Origin of the sequence: Caldimonas tepidiphila (assembly GCF_003569765.1) — a bacterium.
In the GTDB taxonomy this organism is placed as follows: domain Bacteria; phylum Pseudomonadota; class Gammaproteobacteria; order Burkholderiales; family Burkholderiaceae_C; genus Caldimonas; species Caldimonas tepidiphila.
The window spans coordinates 141,562-159,706 of sequence record NZ_QXMG01000004.1 but is presented as its reverse complement, the minus strand read 5'-3'; the positions used below and the strand labels follow the sequence as shown (position 1 = coordinate 159,706).

The window sequence follows — 18,145 nt, the reverse complement described above, 5'->3', positions numbered from 1 at the left end:
GCCGGCGTTGTTCTTCGGTGCTGCTCGCAGCAGCGGGGGGCAGGGGTGCGTTCATGGGGGGCAGAGGAAGATGGGAGCCGGGAGCGGCGGCAGGATGCGGGACGGATCGCAGCCGCCCGCAGGGCATGCGGCTGCGGGCAGGGAACGTGGACGTCCGCGTCCCCCTCGGGCGCTCATCGCGCGGCTTGCCGGCTCAGCCCCGCCGGCGGGGACCCGGCGCCGGGCGATCCGGGCGTCGGTCTTCTCCGCCGGCTGCGCGTCCTCGGACAGAGGTGTTTGCATGGGCCTGTCTCGCTCGGTAGGGGGCAAGTCGCGCAGGCTATTCATCCGCCCCCCGCGCGTCGAGCGAGATAGATTCATCGCGCCCATGACGCTGGGGAATGTCCTTGCGCGACGCGGACTTGCGTCACTGCAAGGAAACCGATCCAGGGGTAAACCCCAGGGGGGTGCCGGGGGCGCGAGGGCCGGCGGGGAGCGGTCCCGCGCCGGCGGCGGCCTGTCTCTGCGCACCCCTGCGGCGCAGGGGTGCCGCAGCGGCGCGGCCTGATGGCATTAGAGTCCTGCCTGCGCTGCAGCGCCCTCTCCCGGGGCGGGCGCTCGCTCGTCATGAAGTCAGGTCGGAGGCAGGCGTGGAAATCTATCAGTTGAAGGCCTTCATCGCGGTGGCTCGCACCGGACAGATGACGCGCGCGGCCGAGCAGTTGCACATCACGCAGTCGGCGGTCTCCAAGCAGCTCAAGGCCCTCGAGGAGGAGTTGGGCGCACCGCTGTTCGAGCGTTCGAATCTCGGCATGACCTTGAGCGCCTTCGGCCGGCGCCTGATGCCCCTGGCCAAGCGCACGCTGGACGCGGCGGCGGAGCTGAGCTCGGCCGCGAAGGAGATGCAGGGCCGGGTTTCCGGCACGCTCCGGCTGGGCACCATCATCGACCCGAAATCCATTCGGCTGGGCGAGCTGCTGCTCGAGATCCAGCGCTGTCATCCCGAGATCGACGTCAAGCTCGAGCACGGCATCTCCGGCTCGGTGCTGGAGCGCCTGCGGGACGAGGCGCTCGATGCCTGCTTCTTCCTCGGCAGCATCGACGATCCGGCGCTGAAGGTCGTGCAGCTGTGTCTCGAGACCTATGTCGTCGCGGCGCCCTCCGCCTGGAAGGATCGCGTGATGGGCGGGTCCTGGGTGGATCTCGCCGCCCTGCCGTGGATCGGCACCCCGAAGGCGGGCTCCCAGACGGCCCTCGTGGACCGGGTGATGCAGGAGCAGGGCCTCGTTCGCCGCACCGTGGGCGAGGCCGACCAGGAGTCCTCGATGATCGCCCTCGTGCGCTCCGGCGTCGGGCTGTGCCTGATCCGGGAGCGGCTGGCGCAGGACATGGCGGCCGAGAGGGACTTCGTGCTGTGGGACGGCGAGCGGATTCCCTGCCCGCTGTCGCTGATCCTGCGGGCCGAGGATGCCGCACGGCCGCTGCCGGCGGCGCTGGTGGAGACGGTCTTCCGGGTGTGGCCGTCGGCCGTGTACCAGTAGGGCGGTTCGGGGCGCATTTTCCGGCCGGCCTTGTCCTTGCCCGGAGGGGGACGGGCTCCGCCATGCACAATCCCGCCTTCGCGCACGAGCCGCGGCGGCCGCCTGCCCAGGGGAGACCGGGCCTGCGGGTCCGTCCCGCCGCGCTCCCGATCCCGGGCCGCCCCGGAACGCCCCCCAACGCACCGAAGAGTCCTCTTTCCCCGCAGAGGCAATCGAAACAGAGATGCACGATCAACAAGCTGGCACGGTCTTGAGCCCCTGGCGGCTGTCCGTCGCCCCGATGCTCGACTGGACCGACGCCCACTGCCGCTACTTCCACCGGCTGCTGAGCCGCCGGGCGCGGCTCTACACCGAGATGGTGACGACCGGCGCGCTGCTGCACGGCGACGTCGCGCGCCACCTCGACTTCAACGCCGAGGAGCACCCGCTCGCGCTGCAGCTCGGCGGCAGCGAGCCGGCCGAGCTCGCAGCCTGCGCGAAGCTCGCCGAGCGCTGGTGCTACGACGAGGTGAACCTCAACTGCGGCTGCCCGAGCGAGCGCGTGCAGCGCGGCGCCTTCGGCGCCTGCCTGATGGCCGAACCGCAGCTGGTGGCCGACGGCGTCAAGGCGATGCGCGACGCGGTGTCGATTCCCGTCACCGTGAAGCACCGCATCGGCATCGACCGCATCGAGAGCTACGACTTCGTGCGCGACTTCGTCGGCACCGTCGCCGAGGCCGGCTGCGAGGTCTTCATCGTGCACGCGCGCAACGCCTGGCTGCAGGGCCTGTCGCCCAAGGAGAACCGCGAGATCCCGCCGCTGCGCTACGAGCTGGTGCACCGTCTCAAGCGCGAGTTCCCGCAGCTCGTGATCTGCGTCAACGGCGGCATCGCCACACCCGAGCAGATCGGGGCGCAGCTCGAACACGTGGACGGCGTGATGGTCGGGCGCGAGGCCTACCACAACCCCTGGTCGCTCGCGGAGTGGGACGCGCGCTTCTTCGGCGAGGCGCCGGCCGCGCTCTCGCGCGAGGCGGTCGAGGCGGCGATGGTCGAGTACTGCGAGCGCCAGGCCGCGCTCGGCGTGCCCTGGGCGCGCGTGATGCGCCATGCGCTCGGCCTCTATAACGGCCTGCCCGGCGCGCGCCGCTGGCGCCAGGTCTGGTCCGACCACCGCCTCAAGGGCCTGCCGCCGCGCGAGGTGCACGCGATCGCGCACCGCCGGCCCGAGGCCGTCACGGCCTGAGTTTCAAGGGCCGCGGCCGTCCGCCACGCGAACGCGCTGCGGCCAGGTGGCCAGCACCAGCCCGAGCAGCGCGAGCGCGAGCGCGCCGAGGTGGGCCGGTCCGACGCGCTCGCCGAGGAAGATCACGCCGACCGCCGCCGCGCTCAGCGGCAGCATCACCGTGAAGACGCCGGCGGAGGAGGCCGGCACCTCGCGCAGCCCCTTCATCCACAGCCAGACCGACACCATGCTGGCGGCGAGCGCATAGAACAGCAGCAGCGCCCATTGCGCGGCGCCCACCGCGGCGAAGTCGAAGCGCCAGGCGAGGTAGAGGCCGAAGGGCGTCACGAGCGCCCAGCCCCACAGGTTCACGAGCGCGCTGATGCGCCGCGGCGATACGCTGCCGGTGAGCCGCTTGCCGATCACGACGTAGCTCGCCTCGCAGAACACCGCGGCGAGCAGCAGCGCGTGGCCGAGCAGCGTGCCCGGGCCGCCCGCGGTCGCCGCGGCGTCGCCGGCCTTCGCGAAGGACAGCAGCGCGATGCCGCCGACCGCGCAGGCGATGCCCAGCCGCACGCGCGGCGCGATGCGCTCCTTCAGCAGCCAGCGCGACAGCAGCGCCACCGCGGCCGGGATCGCGGCCATGATCACGCCGGCCGCGAGCGCCGAGGTCAGCGCGACGCCGTAGAGCATGCACACCGAGAACAGGAAGTTGCCGAAGAAGGACTCGAGGAACAGCAGCCGGCGGTCGTGCCGGCTCAGCGGCGGCTCGCCCGGCGCCCGGCGCACCCAGCCGGCCATCGCCACCGCCGCGATGCCGAAGCGCAGCCACGCCAGCAGCAGCACCGGGAACACGCCGACGAGCAGCTTCGACAGCGCGACGTAGCTGCCGACCAGCGCCATGCTCGACGCGAGGCAGCCGTAGGCGAGCAGCGGCAGCGCCGCCGCGGCACGGGCGGGCAGGGCGGTCGGGGAGCGGTCCGGCATGGGGCGCGATCTTAACGGCGCCCCGGCGCCCCGGCCGGGTGCGCTTCCCCGCCACGCCGGCCGGGACCGGCGGCGGGTCCCGGCGCGGCAGCGAGGTCAGGGCGCGAAGGAGAAGGGCGCGGCAGTGACGTTCCCGGACCTGAGGTCGACCGGCTGCGACTGCGTGTCCTTGCCCGGCACCGAGGCCTCGAGCGTGTACCGGCCCGCGGCGGCGGCGTCCGGCGCGAACGTGAAGCCGCTCGCCGTGGCGCTGTAGGCCGCCCTGACCGGCGCCTCGGCGGGAAGCGTCAGGCCGTAGGCGCCGGTGTCGCCGTCGACTGTGCGGGCCTGCACCTCGACGCGCGTGCTGCCGAGCGACTGCAGCGCGCTGACGGTGGCCAGCGGGATCGCCGTCGTGCCGCTGGTGCGCACGGTGCCGGAGACGGTACGCATCGTCGCGGCAGGCAGATCGATCGCGAAGCCGCCCGGGCTCACGCTCGTCACCGCGCCCTCGCTGACCGGCACGCCGGTGAGCACCGCGGTGACGCGGCCCTCGGCGCCGACCACGAGCTCGTAGCTGCCCGCAGGCACCGGCGACAGCAGGAAGCGGCCGGCCTCGTTCTCCGGCGTGGCCGGGTTGTCAGCCATCGCGACGGTGGAACGCACCACGACGCCGTTGCGCTGCAGCGAGACCGTTGCGGTCCCGCCGAGCGGCGCGGCCACGCGGCCCTGCACTGCCAGCCCGGGGCTCGTCACGCGGGGCAGGATCGAGACGACCGGCTTGAGGTTGTAGCGGCCGGAGTTGCCGCGGCTCACGACCGACTTGCAGGCGTCGAAGTCGAGCACGAAGTCGGCGACCTGGTTGGGCGCCACCTCGATGTCGGCGTTCATCTTCAGCCCGCTCTGCAGCGCGCTCGGCGTCTCGAGCACCATCTCGGTGCCGTTGACGGGCTTCACTGAATGGGCCGGTCGGCCGTTCACCGCCGCGCCGTCCGCGGCGAGCACGAGGCGCAGCTGCGTGTAGCGGCCTGCGGGCAGCCGGGTGCTGCCGAGCTCCTCCAGCACGCCGTTCTGCAGCTCGAGCAGGTTGACGCGCTTGGGCGTGGACAGCACGATCTCCTGCCAGCCCGCGGCGCCTTCGTTCGCGCTGCCGCTCTGGTGGACGCGCACGCGCTCGACCGTCACGTTCACCTCCTCGAAGCCGCAGGCGGGCGCGTCGGTGAGCGCCATGCGCAGCGTCCCTTCGCCGCCGCCCGAGCCGCCGCCACCACCGCAAGCGCTCAGCACCGCCGTGGTCGCGGCCAGAGTGGTGCCCGCGAGGGCGAGTCGTGAAATCTTCGTCATCTACTGCTCCGTTCCCGATGAGGCGCGCAGCTTGACGGAAGGTGGGAAGACATTCCGTTTCCCATGGTTTCCGAAGATGTCTGCCGGTCGCAAGCAGTAACGGGAGCGCCGCAGCCGCCGGCTTCCGCAAGCGAGGCCGGTCGCCGCAGCCCCGGCGAGCGCCCGCCGTCCTCACGCGCCGTCGACGCGCACCCAGGTGGTCTTCAGCTCGGTGTACTTGTCGAAGGCGTGCAGCGACTTGTCGCGACCGTTGCCCGACTGCTTGTAGCCGCCGAAGGGCACGGTGATGTCGTCCTCGTCGTACTGGTTGACATGCACGGTGCCGGCCTTCAGCGCGCGCGCGACGCGGTGGGCGCGGTTGATGTTGCTGCTCCAGACGCTCGCCTGCAGACCGTAGCTCGTGCCGTTGGCCAGGCTCAGCGCCTCGGCCTCGTCCCGGAAGCGGATCACCGACAGCACCGGTCCGAAGATCTCCTCCTGCGCGATGCGCATTTCGTGGCGCACGCCGTCGAACAGCGTTGGTTCAACATACAACCCGCCTGTCTCGGCCCGCACACGCTGCCCGCCGGCAAGGCACGCCGCGCCCTCGGCACGGCCGGCCTCGATGTAGCCGAGCACGGTGCTCATCTGCGCCTCGTCGACGAGCGCGCCCATCACCGTGGCCGCGTCGAGCGGGTTGCCGGGCGCGTAGCGGGGCAGTTGCGCGACCACCGCCTGCACGAACTCGTCGGCGATGTCCTCGTGCACCAGCAGCCGCGACGGCGCGTTGCATGACTCGCCCTGGTTGAAGTACATCGCGCCTGCGGCGGTCTTCGCGGCGCGGCCGAGGTCGTCGAAGTCGGGAAACACGATGAAGGCCGACTTGCCGCCGAGCTCGTTGTAGACGCGCTTGAGGTTCGAGCGGCCGGCGTACTCGAGCATGCGCCGCCCGGTGCGGGTCGAGCCTGTGAAGCCGATCGCGTCCACGTCCGCGTGCAGCGCGAGCGCCTCGCCGGCCTCGGGGCCGTGGCCCGGGACGACATTGAGGACGCCCGGTGGCAGCCCGGCGTCGAGCGCGAGTTCCGCGAGGCGCAGCGCCGTCAGCGGCGACTTCTCGCTCGGCTTGAGCACCACCGAGTTGCCGGCGGCGAGCGCCGGCCCGAGCTTCCACGCCGCCATGATCATCGGGTAGTTCCAAGGCACGATCGCGCCGATCACGCCCATCGGCTCGCGCGTCACGAGCGCGAGCGCCTGCGGGCCGGTCGGCGCCACCTCGTCGTAGAGCTTGTCCACCGCCTCGGCATACCAGGCGATGCAGCGCGCCGCAGCCGGCACGTCCACCGACAGGCTGTACTGGATCGGCTTGCCCATGTCGAGGGTCTCGAGCAGCGCGAGCTCCTCGCGCGCGGCGAGGATGTTCTCGGCGAAGCGCAGCAGCACCTTCTTGCGTACCGCGGGCGCACGCGCCGCCCAGCGGCCGTCGTCGAAGGCGCGGCGCGCGCTGGCCACCGCGGCGTCGATGTCGGCCTGGCGGCCGCGCGCCACCTCGCACAGCGAGCGGCCGTCGATCGGCGAGCGGCAGGCGAAGGTCTCGCCGTCGGCGGCCGCGACGCGCGCGCCGTCGATGAAGGCGCGGCCGTCGAAGGCGAGCGCGGCGGCACGGGCGTGCCAGTCGATGCGGGCGGTGTCCATCGGGGAGGTCTCCTGTGCGGGGGCGGGCGCGCGCCGGGCCGGTTCAGAACCAGCCGCGCTCGCGCAGCTCGGCCAGGGTCAGGTCGAGGCAGCGGCGGATCAGCGCCCCCATCTCGTCGATCTGCGCGCGCGTCATCACCAGCGGCGGCGCGATGATCATGCGGTCGCCGACCGCGCGCATGATCAGCCCGTTGCCGAAGCAGTGCGCGCGGCAGACCATGCCGACCTCGAGCGCCGGGTCGAAGGGCGTGCCGGCCGCCTTGTCGCGCAGCAGGTGCAGCGCGCCCATCAGGCCGCAGGTCTCGGCGTCGCCGACCAGCGGGTGGTCCTCGAGCGCCTCGAACTGCCGCGCGAGGTAGGGGCCGGTGTCCTCGCGCACGCGCTCGACCAGCCCCTCGCGCTGCATCAGCCGGATGTTGGCCAGCGCCACCGCGCAGGCCACCGGGTGGCCGGAATAGGTGTAGCCGTGCGCGAACTCGCCGCCCTGCTCGATCAGCACGCGCGCGACGCGCTCGCCGACCATCACGCCGCCCAGCGGCACGTAGCCCGAGGTGACGCCCTTGGCGAAGGTCATCAGGTCGGGCCGGGTTCGGAAGCGCTCGCAGCCGAACCAGTGGCCGGTGCGGCCGAAGCCGCAGATCACCTCGTCGGAGACGAGCAGGATGCCGTACTGGTCGCAGATGCGCTGGATCTCGGGCCAGTAGGTCTCGGGCGGCACGATCACGCCGCCCGCGCCCTGCACCGGCTCGCCGATGAAGGCGGCGACCTTGTCCGGGCCGATCGCGAGGATCTTCTGCTCCAGCCAGCCCGCGGCGACGCGCCCGAACTCGGCGCGGTCCATGCCGCGGCCGTGCTCGAATTGATAAGGCTGGCCGATGTGCTCGATGCCGGGGATCGGCAGGCCGCCCTGTGCGTGCATGCCCTTCATGCCGCCGAGCGAGGCGCCGGCCATCGTCGAGCCGTGGTAGCCGTTCTCGCGGCCGATGATGACCTGGCGCTGCGGCTGGCCGAGCAGGTCCCAGTAGCGGCGCACCATGCGCACGATCGTGTCGTTGCTCTCGGAGCCGGAGCTGGAGAAGAAGACATGCTCGAACTGCGGCGGCGTCACCTCGGCCAGCAGCTCGGCGAGCTCGATCGCCGGCGGGGTGGTGGTCTGGAAGAAGCTGTTGTAGAAGGGCAGCCGCTCGAGCTGGCGCGTGGCGGCGTCGATCAGCTCGCGCCGGCCGTAGCCGACGTTGACGCACCACAGGCCCGACATCGCGTCGAGGATCTTCTTCCCCTCGGTGTCCCAGAGGTGGATGCCCTCGCCGCGCTCGATCACGCGCGTGCCGCGCCCGGCGAGCGCGCGGTGGTCGGTGAAGGGATGCAGGAAGTGCGCGGCGTCGGCGGCCTGCCACTCGGCGGTGGTCCGTCCGGGGGACTCGAGCGGGTGATTGCGGGCGTTCATGACGGTCTCCTCGGGTTCGTTCCGGCTCGGCTCAGACATGCAGCAGCAGGTGCTCGCGCTCCCACGGCGAGATGACCTTCATGAACTCGGCGTACTCGACTTCCTTGATCTCGGTGTAGACGGTGATGAAGGGCTCGCCCAGCACCTCGTGCAGGTCCTTCTCGGCACGCAGCAGCGAGAGCGCCTCGCCGAGGCTGCGCGGCAGCGTGTAGTCGCCCAGGTACGCGTCGCCGCGGCACTCGGGCGTCGGCTCGATGCGCTTCTTGATGCCGAGCCAGCCGCAGGCGAGCGTCGCGGCCAGCGCCACGTAGGGGTTGGCGTCCGCCCCGATGACGCGGTTCTCGACGCGCCGCGCCGCGGGCGTGGCCACCGGCGAGCGGATGCCGACGGTGCGGTTGTCGAAGGCCCACTGGATGTTGATCGGCGCGGCGGTGGCGCGCACGAGGCGGCGGTAGGAGTTGACGTAGGGGGCGAACAGCGCCATCGCCGCCGGGATGTAGCGCTGCAGCCCGCCGATGTACCAGTAGAACTCGCGGCTCGGCGTGCCGTCCTCGTTGCTGAAGATGTTGCGCCTGGTGCGCCGGTCCACCACGCTCTGGTGCACGTGCATCGCGCTGCCCGGCTCGTGCGCCATGGGCTTGGCCATGAAGGTGGCGTACATCTCGTGGCGCAGCGCGGTCTCGCGGATCGTGCGCTTGAAGAAGAACACCTCGTCGGCGAGCTGCAGCGGCTCGTCGTGGAAGAAGTTGATCTCCATCTGCCCGGCGCCCACCTCGTGGATCAGCGTGTCGACGTTGAGCTCCATCTTCTCGCAGTAGTCGTAGATGTCCTCGAACAGCGGGTCGAACTCGTTGACCGCGTCGATCGAGTAGGCCTGGCGCGAGGTCTCGGCGCGGCCGCTGCGTCCCTTGGGCGGGCGCAGCGGCATGTTGGGGTCGGTGGCGCGCTCGACGAGGTAGAACTCGAGCTCGGGCGCGACCACCGCCTGCCAGCCCTCGGCCTCGTAGAGCTCGCACACGCGCCGCAGCACGGTGCGCGGGGCGTAGGGGATGAGCCGGCCGTCGCGGTCGAAGCAGTCGTGGATCACCTGCGCGGTCGGGTCGCTCGCCCAGGGCACCAGGCGCACCGTCGAGGGGTCCGGGCGCAGGTGCATGTCGCGGTCGGTCGGCGTGATCACGTCGTAGTAGGGCCCCTCCTGGGGGAACTCGCCGGTGACGCCGATCGCGACGATCGCCTCCGGCAGCCGCATGCCGCGGTCCTCGGTGAACTTCTCGCGCGGCAGGATCTTGCCGCGCGCCACACCCGTCAGGTCGGGCACCAGGCACTCGATCTCGGTGACGCGGCGCTCGTTGAGCCACTGTTCGAGTTCGCTGAAGTTCAGGTTCTTACGCTGCTGCACCATGGAAACACCTCGTTCTTGGGACGGTCGGGCGACCGGCACGGCCGGCCGCGACGCTGCGTAGGCGCTCGCTCCTCCTCCGGGCGGCGCAAGCCGGCCGCAGCTAGGTGTTGCGGTCGCGGTAGGCCTGGCAGGCCGCGCCGAAGGCCTTGAACAGCTTGACGGACACTGGGTTCTCGCTCGCCTGCCACTCCGGATGCCACTGCACGCACAGGTTGAAGGCCGGCGCCGACGGCCGCGAGAAGGCCTCGATCAGCCCGTCGGGCGCGACCGCCTCGACGCGCAGGCCTTCGGCGAGCCGGTTCACGCCCTGGCCGTGCAGCGAGTTCACGAGGAAGCGCGAGTCGCCGAGGATGGTCTCGAGCAGGCCGCCGGGCACGATGCTGACCTCGTGCGCGGGGCCGTACTGCTCCTCGAGCGGCCCGTCCGGGGCCTCGCGGTGGTCCAGGTGGCCGGGCCGGTCGTGCACCGCCTGGTGCAGCGAGCCGCCGAAGGCCACGTTCATCTCCTGGAAGCCGCGGCAGATCGCGAACAGCGGCACGCCGCGCGCGAGCGCCTTGCGGATCAGCGGCAGCGTCAGGCTGTCGCGGTCGGGGTCGAGCGGCAGGTTCTCGTCGAGCACCGACTCGCCGAAGTGGTCGGGGTGCACGTTGGAGGGCGAGCCGGTCAGCAGCACGCCGTGCGCGGTCTCGAGCAGCTCGTCGACGTCCTGGGCGGCGGCGCTCGGCACCACCAGCGGCAGGCAGCCGGCGAGCCGGACCGCGTCGACGTACTTGCGGCCGATCACGTGGTAGGGATGCGCGCCGAGCGTGCGGTTGCAGGCGGGAAGCAGGACGACCGGTCGGCGGGCCGGCGCGGGGAAGGTCAGGGTGCTCATCGGGCTTGCTGCGGCCCGGTTATTGACCGGTCCGCACTGGGCTTGGGAGGCGGAGACTTCGGGTTTCGCGGCTTGTCGCAGGCTTTGCTCCGAGTGTGCCAGACACGCGCGGGGCAGGGTGTTGGGGCCCGACCCACGGGGGTCGGGGGGGAGAAGGAGGGCAGGCGGCGCCGTGCGGACCGCCGCCTGCCGCGGCCGGGAACCGCTCAGGCGCCCTGCTTCAGCACCTCGGCGAGCGTGCCGACGAGCTGGTCGATGTGCGCGCGCTCGATGATCAGCGGCGGCGACAGCGCGATCGTGTCGCCGGTGGTGCGGATCAGGATGCCGGCCTCCCAGCACTTCAGGAACACGTCGAAGGCGCGCTTGCCCGGCGAGCCCGCGAGCGGGGCCAGCTCGATCGCGCCGACGAGGCCGATGTTGCGCGTGTCGATCACGTGCGGCAGGCCCTGCAGCGAATGCACCGCGTCCTCGAAGTACTTCGCGAGCTCGCCGCTGCCGCGCGTGAGGAGCCCCTCCTCGGCGTAGGTGTCGAGCGTCGCGAGCGCGGCGGCGCAGGCGAGCGGGTGCGCCGAGTAGGTGTAGCCGTGGAAGAGCTCGATCGCGTTCTCGGGGCCGCTCATGAAGGCGTCGTGGATCTGCTGCTTCGCGAACACCGCGCCCATCGGCACGCAGCCGTTGGTGATGCCCTTGGCCACCGTCATCAGGTCGGGCGTGACGCCGAAGGTCTCCGCGCCGAAGGGCGTGCCGGTGCGACCGAAGCCGGTGATGACCTCGTCGAAGATCAGCAGGATGCCGTGGCGGTCGCAGATCTCGCGCAGGCGCTGCAGGTAGCCCTGCGGCGGGATCAGCACGCCGGTGGAGCCCGCCACGGGCTCGACGATCACCGCGGCGATGGTGGACGCGTCGTGCAGCGCGACGAGGCGTTCCAGGTCGTCGGCGAGCTCGGCGCCGTGGGCCGGCTGGCCGCGGCTGAAGGCATTGCGCGACAGGTCGTGCGTGTGGCGGACGTGGTCCACGCCCGCGAGCAACGAGCCGAACATCTTGCGGTTGGCGACCATGCCGCCGACCGACAGGCCGCCGAAGTTGACGCCATGGTAGCCGCGCTCGCGGCCTATCAGCCGGGTGCGCTGGCCCTCGCCGCGCACCCGGTGGTAGGCGAGCGCGATCTTCAGCGCGGTCTCGACCGCCTCGGAGCCGGAGTTGGCATAGAAGACCTTGTTCAGGCCGGCCGGGGTGAGCTGCACCAGGCGCTCGGCGAGCTCGAAGGCCTTCGGGTGGCCCATCTGGAAGGGCGGCGCGTAGTCCATCTCGCTCGCCTGCTCCGCGATCGCCTGCACGATCCTCGGCCGCGCGTGGCCGGCGTTGACGCACCAGAGACCGGCGACGCCGTCGAGCACCTTGCGGCCCTCCGGCGTCCAGTAGTGCATGCCGGCGGCCTTGGCCAGCATGCGGGGAGAAGACTTGAACTGGCGGTTCGCGGTGAACGGCATCCAGTAGGCGTCGAGCTTCTGATCCATCGTGTGAAACTCCCTCGGGCGGCACCCGCTGCAGGGGGCCGGGGCTGACGTGAAACGGACAGCCCAGTTTAGGTGCACACCCGCGCAATGGGGAGGCGCAATCGAGGGGGGTGAGGGCTGGGCTTTCGCATAACATGCGAAGAAACTTCTCCTCCGCGGCAGAAAATGCGAACCGCCCCCGCCACCCTGCAACTCGACGCGACCGATTGCGCGATCCTGCGCGTGCTGCAGCACGACGCGCGGGTGTCGAACGTCGAGCTCGCGCAGGCGGTGCACCTGTCGCCGTCGGCCTGCCTGCGCCGCGTGCGGCTGCTCGAGGAGGCGGGCGTGATCGCGCAGTACGTGGCGCTGCTGAACCCGAAGGCGGTCGGCCAGCCCGGCACCTCGTTCACGATCGTCAACGTCGAGCGCACCACGCCCGACATGCTCGCGCGCTTCGAGCAGGCGGTGCGCGACGAGCCGCAGATCCTCGACTGCTTCTACGTCGCCGGCAGCAACGACTACCTGTTGCGCTTCACCTACCGCGACGCCGAGGATCTGGAGCGCTTCCACACCGGGGTGCTGCCGCACCTGCCGGGCGTGGTGCGCTCGAACTCGATGCTGGTGCTGCGCACCGTCAAGAAGACCACCGCGCTGGAGCTCTGAAGGCAGCCCTGCGGTGCGAGCGGAGGACCTCCCGATGCAGACTCCCGGTGCCGATCCGTTTTCCCGCGAGCGCCTCGCGGCGCTGCAGCGCGACGAGGCGGCGCGCTTCTGCAGGCTGCACCCGCGCTCGCTGCAGCTCGCGCTCGAGAGCGCGCCGCACTACCTCTTCGGCTTGCCGATGCACTGGATGCGCGACTGGCCGACGCCGAGCCCGCTCTACGTGCAGCGCGCGCAAGGGGCGCGGCTCGAGTGCGTCGACGGCCTCGCCTATGCCGACTTCTGCCTCGGCGACACCGGCGCGATGTTCGGCCACAGCCCGCCTGCGGTGGCGCGCGCGCTCGCCGCGCAGGCGCAGCAGGGGCTGACGGCGATGCTGCCCTCGGCGCTCGTGCCGGAGCTCGGCCGGCTGCTCGCCGCGCGCTTCGGGCTGCCGCGCTGGCAGCTGGCGCTGAGCGCGAGCGACGCGAACCGCTTCGTGCTGCGCTGGGCGCGCGCGATCACCGGCCGCCGCCGCGTGCTGGTGTTCGACGGCTGCTACCACGGCACCGTCGACGACACGCTGGCAGACCGTGCCGAGGACGGCCGCACGCTGACGCGCGCCAGCCTGCTCGGGCAGGTGCACGACCTCGCCGAGACGACGCTCGTCGTGCCCTTCAACGATCCCGACGCGGTGCGCCGTGCGCTCGCCGCCGGCGACGTCGCCTGCGTGCTGACCGAGCCGGCGCTCACCAACTGCGGGCTGGTTCCGCCGCAGCCCGGCTTCCTCGAGGCCTTGCGGCAGGCCTGCGACGCGCACGGCACACTGCTGGTGATGGACGAGACGCACACGCTCAGCACCGGGCCGGGCGGCTACTGCCGGGTGCACGGCCTCGACGCGGACTTCCTCGTCGTCGGCAAGGCGGTGGCGGGCGGCCTGCCCTGCGCCGTCTACGGCTTCACCGACGCGGTGGCGGCGCGCATGGAGGCGGCCCGGCGCGCCGCGCCCGAGGGCCACTCCGGCATCGGCACGACGCTGTCGGCGCCGCTGCTCGGCGTCGCCGCGCTGCACGCGACGCTCGCCGAGCTGATGACGCCCGAAACCCACGCGGCGATGGAGCGCGGGGCCCGGGCGCTGGAGGCCGGCCTGCAGGGGCTGATCGCCGGGTTCGCGCTGCCGTGGAGCGTGGCGCGGCTCGGCGCGCGGATGGAGTTGCAGTTCTGCGATCGGCCCCCGGCCGACGCCGCGCAGGCGCGCGCCGCGATGGACGCCGGGCTGGAGCGGGCGCTGCACCTGTGGCTGCTCAACCGCGGCGTGCTGCTGACGCCCTTCCACAACATGATGCTGGTCTCGCCGCTGACCGGCGACGAGGAGATCGGGCGGCTGCTGCAGGGGCTGCGCGACTTCCTCGGGGAGTTGCTCGCATGACGGAAGGCCCGGGCGAGGGCGTGTCCCTGCCGCGAATGCCGGTCGCGGGCAGGCTCGATAATCGCGCCCCATGACAGCAAACAACGAATGGCTGACGGTCGAGTCGCTCGACCTGGAGGCCCAGGGCGTTGCCCACAACGCCGAAGGCAAGGTGGTGTTCATCGAAGGCGCGCTGCCCGGCGAGCAGGTGCAGGTGCAGACCACCCGCCGCAAGAACAACTGGGAGCAGGCCCAGGTCACCGCGATCCGCAAGGAGAGCAGCCAGCGGGTCGCGCCGCGCTGCGCCTTCTTCGGCACCTGCGGCGGCTGCAAGATGCAGCACTTCCACGTGCAGGCGCAGGTCGCGGTCAAGCAGCGCGTGCTCGAGGACAACCTCTGGCACCTCGGCAAGGTCCGGCCCGAGCGCATGCTGCGCCCGATCGAGGGCCCGACCTGGGGCTACCGCTACCGCGCGCGCCTGTCGGTGCGGCACGTGCCGAAGAAGGGCGGGGTGCTGGTGGGCTTCCACGAGCGCAAGTCGAGCTACGTCGCCGACATGACGAGCTGCGAGGTGCTGCCGCCCGAGGTCAGCGCGCTGCTGGTGCCGCTGCGCGCGCTGGTCGCGTCGATGGACGCGCGCGACCGGCTGCCGCAGATCGAGGTGGCGGTGGGCGAGGGGCCGGACGGCCTCGTGATCGCGCTGGTGCTGCGGCATCTCGAGCCGCTGAGCGAGGCCGATGCGGGCCGGCTGCGCGCCTTCGCCGCCGAGCGCGGGGTGCAGTGGTGGCTGCAGCCCAAGGGGCCGGACACGGTGCACCTGCTCGACGAGGGCGGGCCGCTGCTGGCCTACCGGCTCCCCGAGTTCGGCGTGACGATGCCCTTCAAGCCGACCGACTTCACGCAGGTCAACCACCACATCAACAGCGTGCTGGTGGGCCGCGCGCTGCGGCTGCTGGACGTGCAGCCGGGCGAGCGCGTGATCGACTGGTTCTGCGGCCTGGGCAACTTCACGCTGCCGCTGGCGACGCAGGCGCGCGAGGTGCTGGGCATCGAGGGCAGCGAGGCGCTGGTGCAGCGCTCGCGCGAGAACGCCGCGTTCAACGAGCTCGGCCACAAGGTGCGCTTCGAGGCGCGCAACCTGTTCGAGATGGGGCCGGACGAGCTGCGCGTCTACGGCGCGGCCGAGAAGTGGCTGGTCGATCCGCCGCGCGAGGGCGCCTTCGCGCTCGTCAAGGCGCTGGCCGACCTGCACCAGTCCGAGGCGGGGGCCGGCGACGTCGCGCCGCGCCGCATCGTCTACGTCAGCTGCAACCCGGCGACGCTCGCGCGCGACGCCGGGCTGCTGGTGCACCAGGCCGGCTATCGCTGCACCGCGGCGGGCGCGGTCAACATGTTCCCGCACACCGCGCACGTCGAGTCGATCGCGGTCTTCGAGCGCGGCTGAGCGGACTTCCCGGTGCCTGCAGGCGCCGCGGGCGAAAAAAAACGGGGCTCCGCGGAGCCCCGTTCCAATTCCAGCCCTCTGCGGGCGCGCGCAGCGCTTACTCGCGCTCGCCGCCGAAGATGCCCAGCAGGCTCAGCAGCGACTGGAAGATGTTGTAGATGCTCAGGTACAGGCCGAGCGTCGCGGTGACGTAGTTGGTCTCGCCGCCGTCGACGATGCGCTTGAGGTCGTACAGCAGGAAGGCCGAGAACAGCACGATCGCGAGTGCCGAGATGGTGGCCATCAGCGCCGGGATCTGCAGGAAGATGTTGGCCACGACCGCCACCAGCAGCACCACCATGCCGACCATCAGCCACTTGCCCATGCCGGACAGGTCGCGCTTGATCGTCGTCGCGAGCGTCGCCATGCCGAGGAACACCGCGCCGGTGCCGCCGAAGGCCAGCATGATCAGCGAGGCGCCGTTCGAGAAGCCCAGCACCGCGCCGATCAGTCGCGACAGCATCAGGCCCATGAAGAAGGTGAAGGCCAGCAGCAGCGCGACGCCGATGCCGGAATTCTTGAACTTCTCGATCGCGAAGAAGAAGCCGAACGCGATCGCCATGAAGGCGATGAAGCCGATGAAGGGACTGCCGGCCATGAACGTGAAGCCGGTGCTCACCCCCACCCAGGCCCCCAGCACCGTCGGCACCATCGACAGTGCCAGCAGCCAATAGGTGTTGCGCAGCACCCGGTTGCGCTGCTCGGCGCCGACGGCATAGCCGTAGACCGACTGCAAGTTTTCGTTCATTGCTCACCTCCAGAAAAGTTGTGCAGGATCAGACCCGCGCAGCGGATTCTAGTTCCCGCATTCGGCAACAGACACCGACATCGCGATGAATCGGCAAGCGGCGTGCCGAGCGGGCGCCGCGACGCGGCGCGGCAGGGGGCGCCGGCGTGCACCGTGGAGGGAAAAACGCTACGCTCGCGCCCCTTCCCTCCATTTCTGTTTTTTCTGACGAGGAGTTCGACCGAGATGAAAACCAAGCCTTGCCTGACGCTCGAGGACGTGCGCAAGATCGCCCAGGCCGCCGAGGCCGAGGCGCTGGCCCACCATTGGGCGGTGACGATCGCCATCGTCGACGACGGCGGCCACCTGCTGTGGCTGCAGCGCCTCGACGGCGCCGCGCCGGTGTCCGCGCAGATCGCGCCGGCCAAGGCGCGCACCGCGGCGCTCGGCCGCCGCGAGAGCAAGGTCTACGAGGACATGATCAACCAGGGCCGCGTGTCCTTCCTGAGCGCGCCGGGCGTCGAGGGCCTGCTCGAGGGCGGCGTGCCGATCCTGGTGAACGGGGAGTGCGTCGGTGCGGTGGGCGTCAGCGGCGTGAAGTCGTCCGAGGACGCGCAGATCGGCCGCGCCGGCATCGCGGCGCTGGGCGCCTGAGTCCGACGGGAAAAAACGTGTGGCTTGGCCCCGGGGGCCTGGCTGCACGAAAAGCGACCGCTGCGGTCGCCCCACGATGACAGGAATGCCTACTTGGTGAGGATCAGCTTGCCGAGCTTGGTGGTGCGCAGCATGTAGACGGCACCGTTGTGCTCGATCTGCACGAGCTTGCGCCCCCGCAGCAGCTGCGCGCTGGAGAGGATCGCGTCGCCGGCCGGCGCAGGCGTCGTGTACCCGGCGCCGCAGGCCTCCCCCTCGTCCGGCGGCAGGGACGTGCCGTGCAGCGGCGCCGGGGGCAGGGAATCGAGGGGCGTCGTCGGCGTCATGGGGTTCACGTGAGCGCCATTTCCTTGCCTTCGACGTGCAGATGGCACATCACCGTGCGCTGGCTGCGGGCGAGCACTTCGGTCGCGCAGTCGGTGCAGCGGCCGCAGCAGGTGCCCAGGCCCGTCTCCATCTGGAGCTCGTCGAGGCTGGTGCAGCCCTGGCGGGCGTGATGTTCGATGTCGCGGTCGCTCACGCGTCGGCAAACGCAGATGATCATGGCAGGTCCCTCATCAAGGAAACGCCAGTATAAATAAGAATGATTCGCAATCCATCGCGTTAACCCGCATCGCGCAGGGGTCTGTGGCGATGTCGGGCGGCACCCGAGGGGGGCGGCGCTCGTTGCGTGCCCGGTCGCTGCTCGAGCGCGATCCGGCGGGGAGGCGGGCAAAAAAAGAGGCCGCTGTCGCGGCCTCCGGGAGGGACTGGAAGGCGGGCTTCAGGACGCGTCGCCCATCTGCGACTGCAGGTAGTTCTGCAGGCCCACCTTGTCGATCAGGTCGAGCTGGGTCTCGAGGAAGTCGATGTGCTCCTCGGTGTCCTCGAGGATGTCCTCCAGCAGGTCGCGCGAGACGTAGTCGCGCACCGACTCGCAGTAGGCGATGCCGTCCTTGATCGTGCCCTGCGCGGCGGACTCGAGCTGCAGGTCGGCCCGCAGGATCTCGGGCACGTCCTCGCCGATCAGCAGCTTGCCGAGGTCCTGCAGGTTGGGCAGGCCGTCGAGCGTGAAGATGCGCTCCATCAGCTTGTCGGCGTGCTTCATCTCGCCGATCGATTCCTCGTATTCCTTCTTGGCCAGCTTGTCCAGGCCCCAGTGCTTGAGCATCCGGTAGTGCAGGAAGTACTGGTTGGTGGCGGTCAGTTCGTTCTTCAGCTGTGCGTTCAGGTGCGCAATGACCTGGGGGTCGCCTTTCATCGCCTGGTTCCTTTCGATAGGGAGGAGTTCGCATTCTGAGGGGCCTCGGGCGGCTTCTCAATCGCCG

The 18,145-nt window shown here is 71.2% G+C and carries 17 protein-coding genes; 6 read left to right on the top strand and 11 right to left on the bottom strand.

From position 1 onward, the window contains the following. Positions 1 to 629: 629 nt before the first annotated feature. On the top strand, positions 630 to 1,520 hold the full coding sequence (locus tag D3A59_RS08420) for a LysR family transcriptional regulator (protein WP_119154467.1): 891 nt from the start codon (positions 630 to 632) through the stop codon (positions 1,518 to 1,520). 223 nt (positions 1,521 to 1,743) lie between these two features. After that, the gene (dusA, locus tag D3A59_RS08415) at positions 1,744 to 2,745 is read left to right on the top strand and encodes a tRNA dihydrouridine(20/20a) synthase DusA (RefSeq protein ID WP_119154466.1); all 1,002 of its coding nucleotides are present in this window, start codon (positions 1,744 to 1,746) and stop codon (positions 2,743 to 2,745) included. Between the two features lie 3 nt (positions 2,746 to 2,748). On the opposite strand, the gene D3A59_RS08410 is transcribed toward dusA, so the two are convergent. The 7 genes from D3A59_RS08410 to aptA all read right to left on the bottom strand — a co-directional run bounded on the left by D3A59_RS08410 (position 2,749) and on the right by aptA (position 11,945). Then, entirely contained in the window at positions 2,749 to 3,711 is a 963-nt protein-coding gene (locus tag D3A59_RS08410) for a DMT family transporter (protein WP_240635989.1), read from the bottom strand. A gap of 96 nt (positions 3,712 to 3,807) precedes the next feature. After that, a complete protein-coding gene (locus D3A59_RS08405; RefSeq protein WP_119154465.1) occupies positions 3,808 to 5,034 on the bottom strand; it encodes a DUF4382 domain-containing protein in 1,227 nt (408 codons plus the stop codon). A gap of 171 nt (positions 5,035 to 5,205) precedes the next feature. Next, positions 5,206 to 6,705 carry an aldehyde dehydrogenase gene (locus tag D3A59_RS08400; protein ID WP_119154464.1) on the bottom strand — a complete coding sequence of 500 codons (1,500 nt, stop codon included), beginning with the start codon at positions 6,703 to 6,705 and terminating at the stop codon, positions 5,206 to 5,208. 43 nt (positions 6,706 to 6,748) lie between these two features. Further along, a complete protein-coding gene (locus D3A59_RS08395; protein WP_119154463.1) occupies positions 6,749 to 8,152 on the bottom strand; it encodes an aspartate aminotransferase family protein in 1,404 nt (467 codons plus the stop codon). A gap of 31 nt (positions 8,153 to 8,183) precedes the next feature. After that, a complete protein-coding gene (locus D3A59_RS08390; RefSeq protein WP_119154462.1) occupies positions 8,184 to 9,554 on the bottom strand; it encodes a glutamine synthetase family protein in 1,371 nt (456 codons plus the stop codon). 100 nt (positions 9,555 to 9,654) lie between these two features. Further along, positions 9,655 to 10,428, bottom strand: coding sequence for a gamma-glutamyl-gamma-aminobutyrate hydrolase family protein (locus tag D3A59_RS08385; protein ID WP_119154461.1), 774 nt, complete (start codon positions 10,426 to 10,428; stop codon positions 9,655 to 9,657). 206 nt (positions 10,429 to 10,634) lie between these two features. Beyond that, positions 10,635 to 11,945 (bottom strand): omega-aminotransferase AptA, encoded by a 1,311-nt coding sequence (aptA, locus tag D3A59_RS08380; RefSeq protein ID WP_119154460.1) that lies wholly within the window; start codon positions 11,943 to 11,945, stop codon positions 10,635 to 10,637. Between the two features lie 165 nt (positions 11,946 to 12,110). On the opposite strand from aptA, the gene D3A59_RS08375 reads away from it, so the two are divergent. The 3 genes from D3A59_RS08375 (at position 12,111) to rlmD (ending at position 15,418) form a co-directional block, all read left to right on the top strand. Then, positions 12,111 to 12,590, top strand: a complete 480-nt coding sequence (locus D3A59_RS08375) for an Lrp/AsnC family transcriptional regulator (RefSeq protein ID WP_119154459.1) — start codon at positions 12,111 to 12,113, stop codon at positions 12,588 to 12,590. 34 nt (positions 12,591 to 12,624) lie between these two features. After that, a complete protein-coding gene (locus D3A59_RS08370) occupies positions 12,625 to 13,995 on the top strand; it encodes a transaminase (RefSeq protein WP_119154458.1) in 1,371 nt (456 codons plus the stop codon). Positions 13,996 to 14,065: 70 nt separating this feature from the next. Continuing rightward, positions 14,066 to 15,418: a 23S rRNA (uracil(1939)-C(5))-methyltransferase RlmD gene (gene rlmD, locus D3A59_RS08365; protein ID WP_119154457.1), complete on the top strand. Its 1,353-nt coding sequence runs from the start codon at positions 14,066 to 14,068 to the stop codon at positions 15,416 to 15,418. 97 nt (positions 15,419 to 15,515) lie between these two features. Here the strand turns inward: rlmD and D3A59_RS08360 are convergent, their stop codons facing one another. Continuing rightward, entirely contained in the window at positions 15,516 to 16,205 is a 690-nt protein-coding gene (locus D3A59_RS08360) for a Bax inhibitor-1/YccA family protein (RefSeq protein ID WP_119154456.1), read from the bottom strand. Between the two features lie 225 nt (positions 16,206 to 16,430). Between D3A59_RS08360 and D3A59_RS08355 the strand changes: the two genes are divergently transcribed. Continuing rightward, positions 16,431 to 16,838 (top strand): GlcG/HbpS family heme-binding protein, encoded by a 408-nt coding sequence (locus D3A59_RS08355; RefSeq protein ID WP_119154455.1) that lies wholly within the window; start codon positions 16,431 to 16,433, stop codon positions 16,836 to 16,838. An 89-nt stretch (positions 16,839 to 16,927) separates the two neighbouring features. Here the strand turns inward: D3A59_RS08355 and D3A59_RS08350 are convergent, their stop codons facing one another. The 3 genes from D3A59_RS08350 to bfr all read right to left on the bottom strand — a co-directional run bounded on the left by D3A59_RS08350 (position 16,928) and on the right by bfr (position 18,078). Continuing rightward, complete coding sequence (locus tag D3A59_RS08350; RefSeq protein WP_119154454.1) at positions 16,928 to 17,164, bottom strand: hemin uptake protein HemP; 237 nt, start codon at positions 17,162 to 17,164, stop codon at positions 16,928 to 16,930. A gap of 5 nt (positions 17,165 to 17,169) precedes the next feature. Beyond that, positions 17,170 to 17,382: a (2Fe-2S)-binding protein gene (locus D3A59_RS08345; RefSeq protein WP_119154453.1), complete on the bottom strand. Its 213-nt coding sequence runs from the start codon at positions 17,380 to 17,382 to the stop codon at positions 17,170 to 17,172. A gap of 219 nt (positions 17,383 to 17,601) precedes the next feature. After that, positions 17,602 to 18,078 (bottom strand): bacterioferritin, encoded by a 477-nt coding sequence (gene bfr / locus D3A59_RS08340; protein WP_119154452.1) that lies wholly within the window; start codon positions 18,076 to 18,078, stop codon positions 17,602 to 17,604. Positions 18,079 to 18,145: the final 67 nt, after the last annotated feature.

Excerpts from the sequence above, each read along its gene's own strand:
- D3A59_RS08355 (WP_119154455.1), top strand. The coding sequence starts at position 16,431 with ATGAAAACCAAGCCTTGCCTGACGCTCGAGGACGTGCGCAAGATCGCC.
- D3A59_RS08400 (WP_119154464.1), bottom strand. The coding sequence starts at position 6,705 with ATGGACACCGCCCGCATCGACTGGCACGCCCGTGCCGCCGCGCTCGCC.
- D3A59_RS08390 (WP_119154462.1), bottom strand. The coding sequence starts at position 9,554 with ATGGTGCAGCAGCGTAAGAACCTGAACTTCAGCGAACTCGAACAGTGG.
- D3A59_RS08345 (WP_119154453.1), bottom strand. The coding sequence starts at position 17,382 with ATGATCATCTGCGTTTGCCGACGCGTGAGCGACCGCGACATCGAACAT.
- D3A59_RS08350 (WP_119154454.1), bottom strand. The coding sequence starts at position 17,164 with ATGACGCCGACGACGCCCCTCGATTCCCTGCCCCCGGCGCCGCTGCAC.
- D3A59_RS08405 (WP_119154465.1), bottom strand. The coding sequence starts at position 5,034 with ATGACGAAGATTTCACGACTCGCCCTCGCGGGCACCACTCTGGCCGCG.
- bfr (WP_119154452.1), bottom strand. The coding sequence starts at position 18,078 with ATGAAAGGCGACCCCCAGGTCATTGCGCACCTGAACGCACAGCTGAAG.
- dusA (WP_119154466.1), top strand. The coding sequence starts at position 1,744 with ATGCACGATCAACAAGCTGGCACGGTCTTGAGCCCCTGGCGGCTGTCC.
- D3A59_RS08375 (WP_119154459.1), top strand. The coding sequence starts at position 12,111 with ATGCGAACCGCCCCCGCCACCCTGCAACTCGACGCGACCGATTGCGCG.
- D3A59_RS08410 (WP_240635989.1), bottom strand. The coding sequence starts at position 3,711 with ATGCCGGACCGCTCCCCGACCGCCCTGCCCGCCCGTGCCGCGGCGGCG.
- D3A59_RS08385 (WP_119154461.1), bottom strand. The coding sequence starts at position 10,428 with ATGAGCACCCTGACCTTCCCCGCGCCGGCCCGCCGACCGGTCGTCCTG.
- rlmD (WP_119154457.1), top strand. The coding sequence starts at position 14,066 with ATGACAGCAAACAACGAATGGCTGACGGTCGAGTCGCTCGACCTGGAG.
- D3A59_RS08395 (WP_119154463.1), bottom strand. The coding sequence starts at position 8,152 with ATGAACGCCCGCAATCACCCGCTCGAGTCCCCCGGACGGACCACCGCC.
- D3A59_RS08360 (WP_119154456.1), bottom strand. The coding sequence starts at position 16,205 with ATGAACGAAAACTTGCAGTCGGTCTACGGCTATGCCGTCGGCGCCGAG.
- D3A59_RS08370 (WP_119154458.1), top strand. The coding sequence starts at position 12,625 with ATGCAGACTCCCGGTGCCGATCCGTTTTCCCGCGAGCGCCTCGCGGCG.
- aptA (WP_119154460.1), bottom strand. The coding sequence starts at position 11,945 with ATGGATCAGAAGCTCGACGCCTACTGGATGCCGTTCACCGCGAACCGC.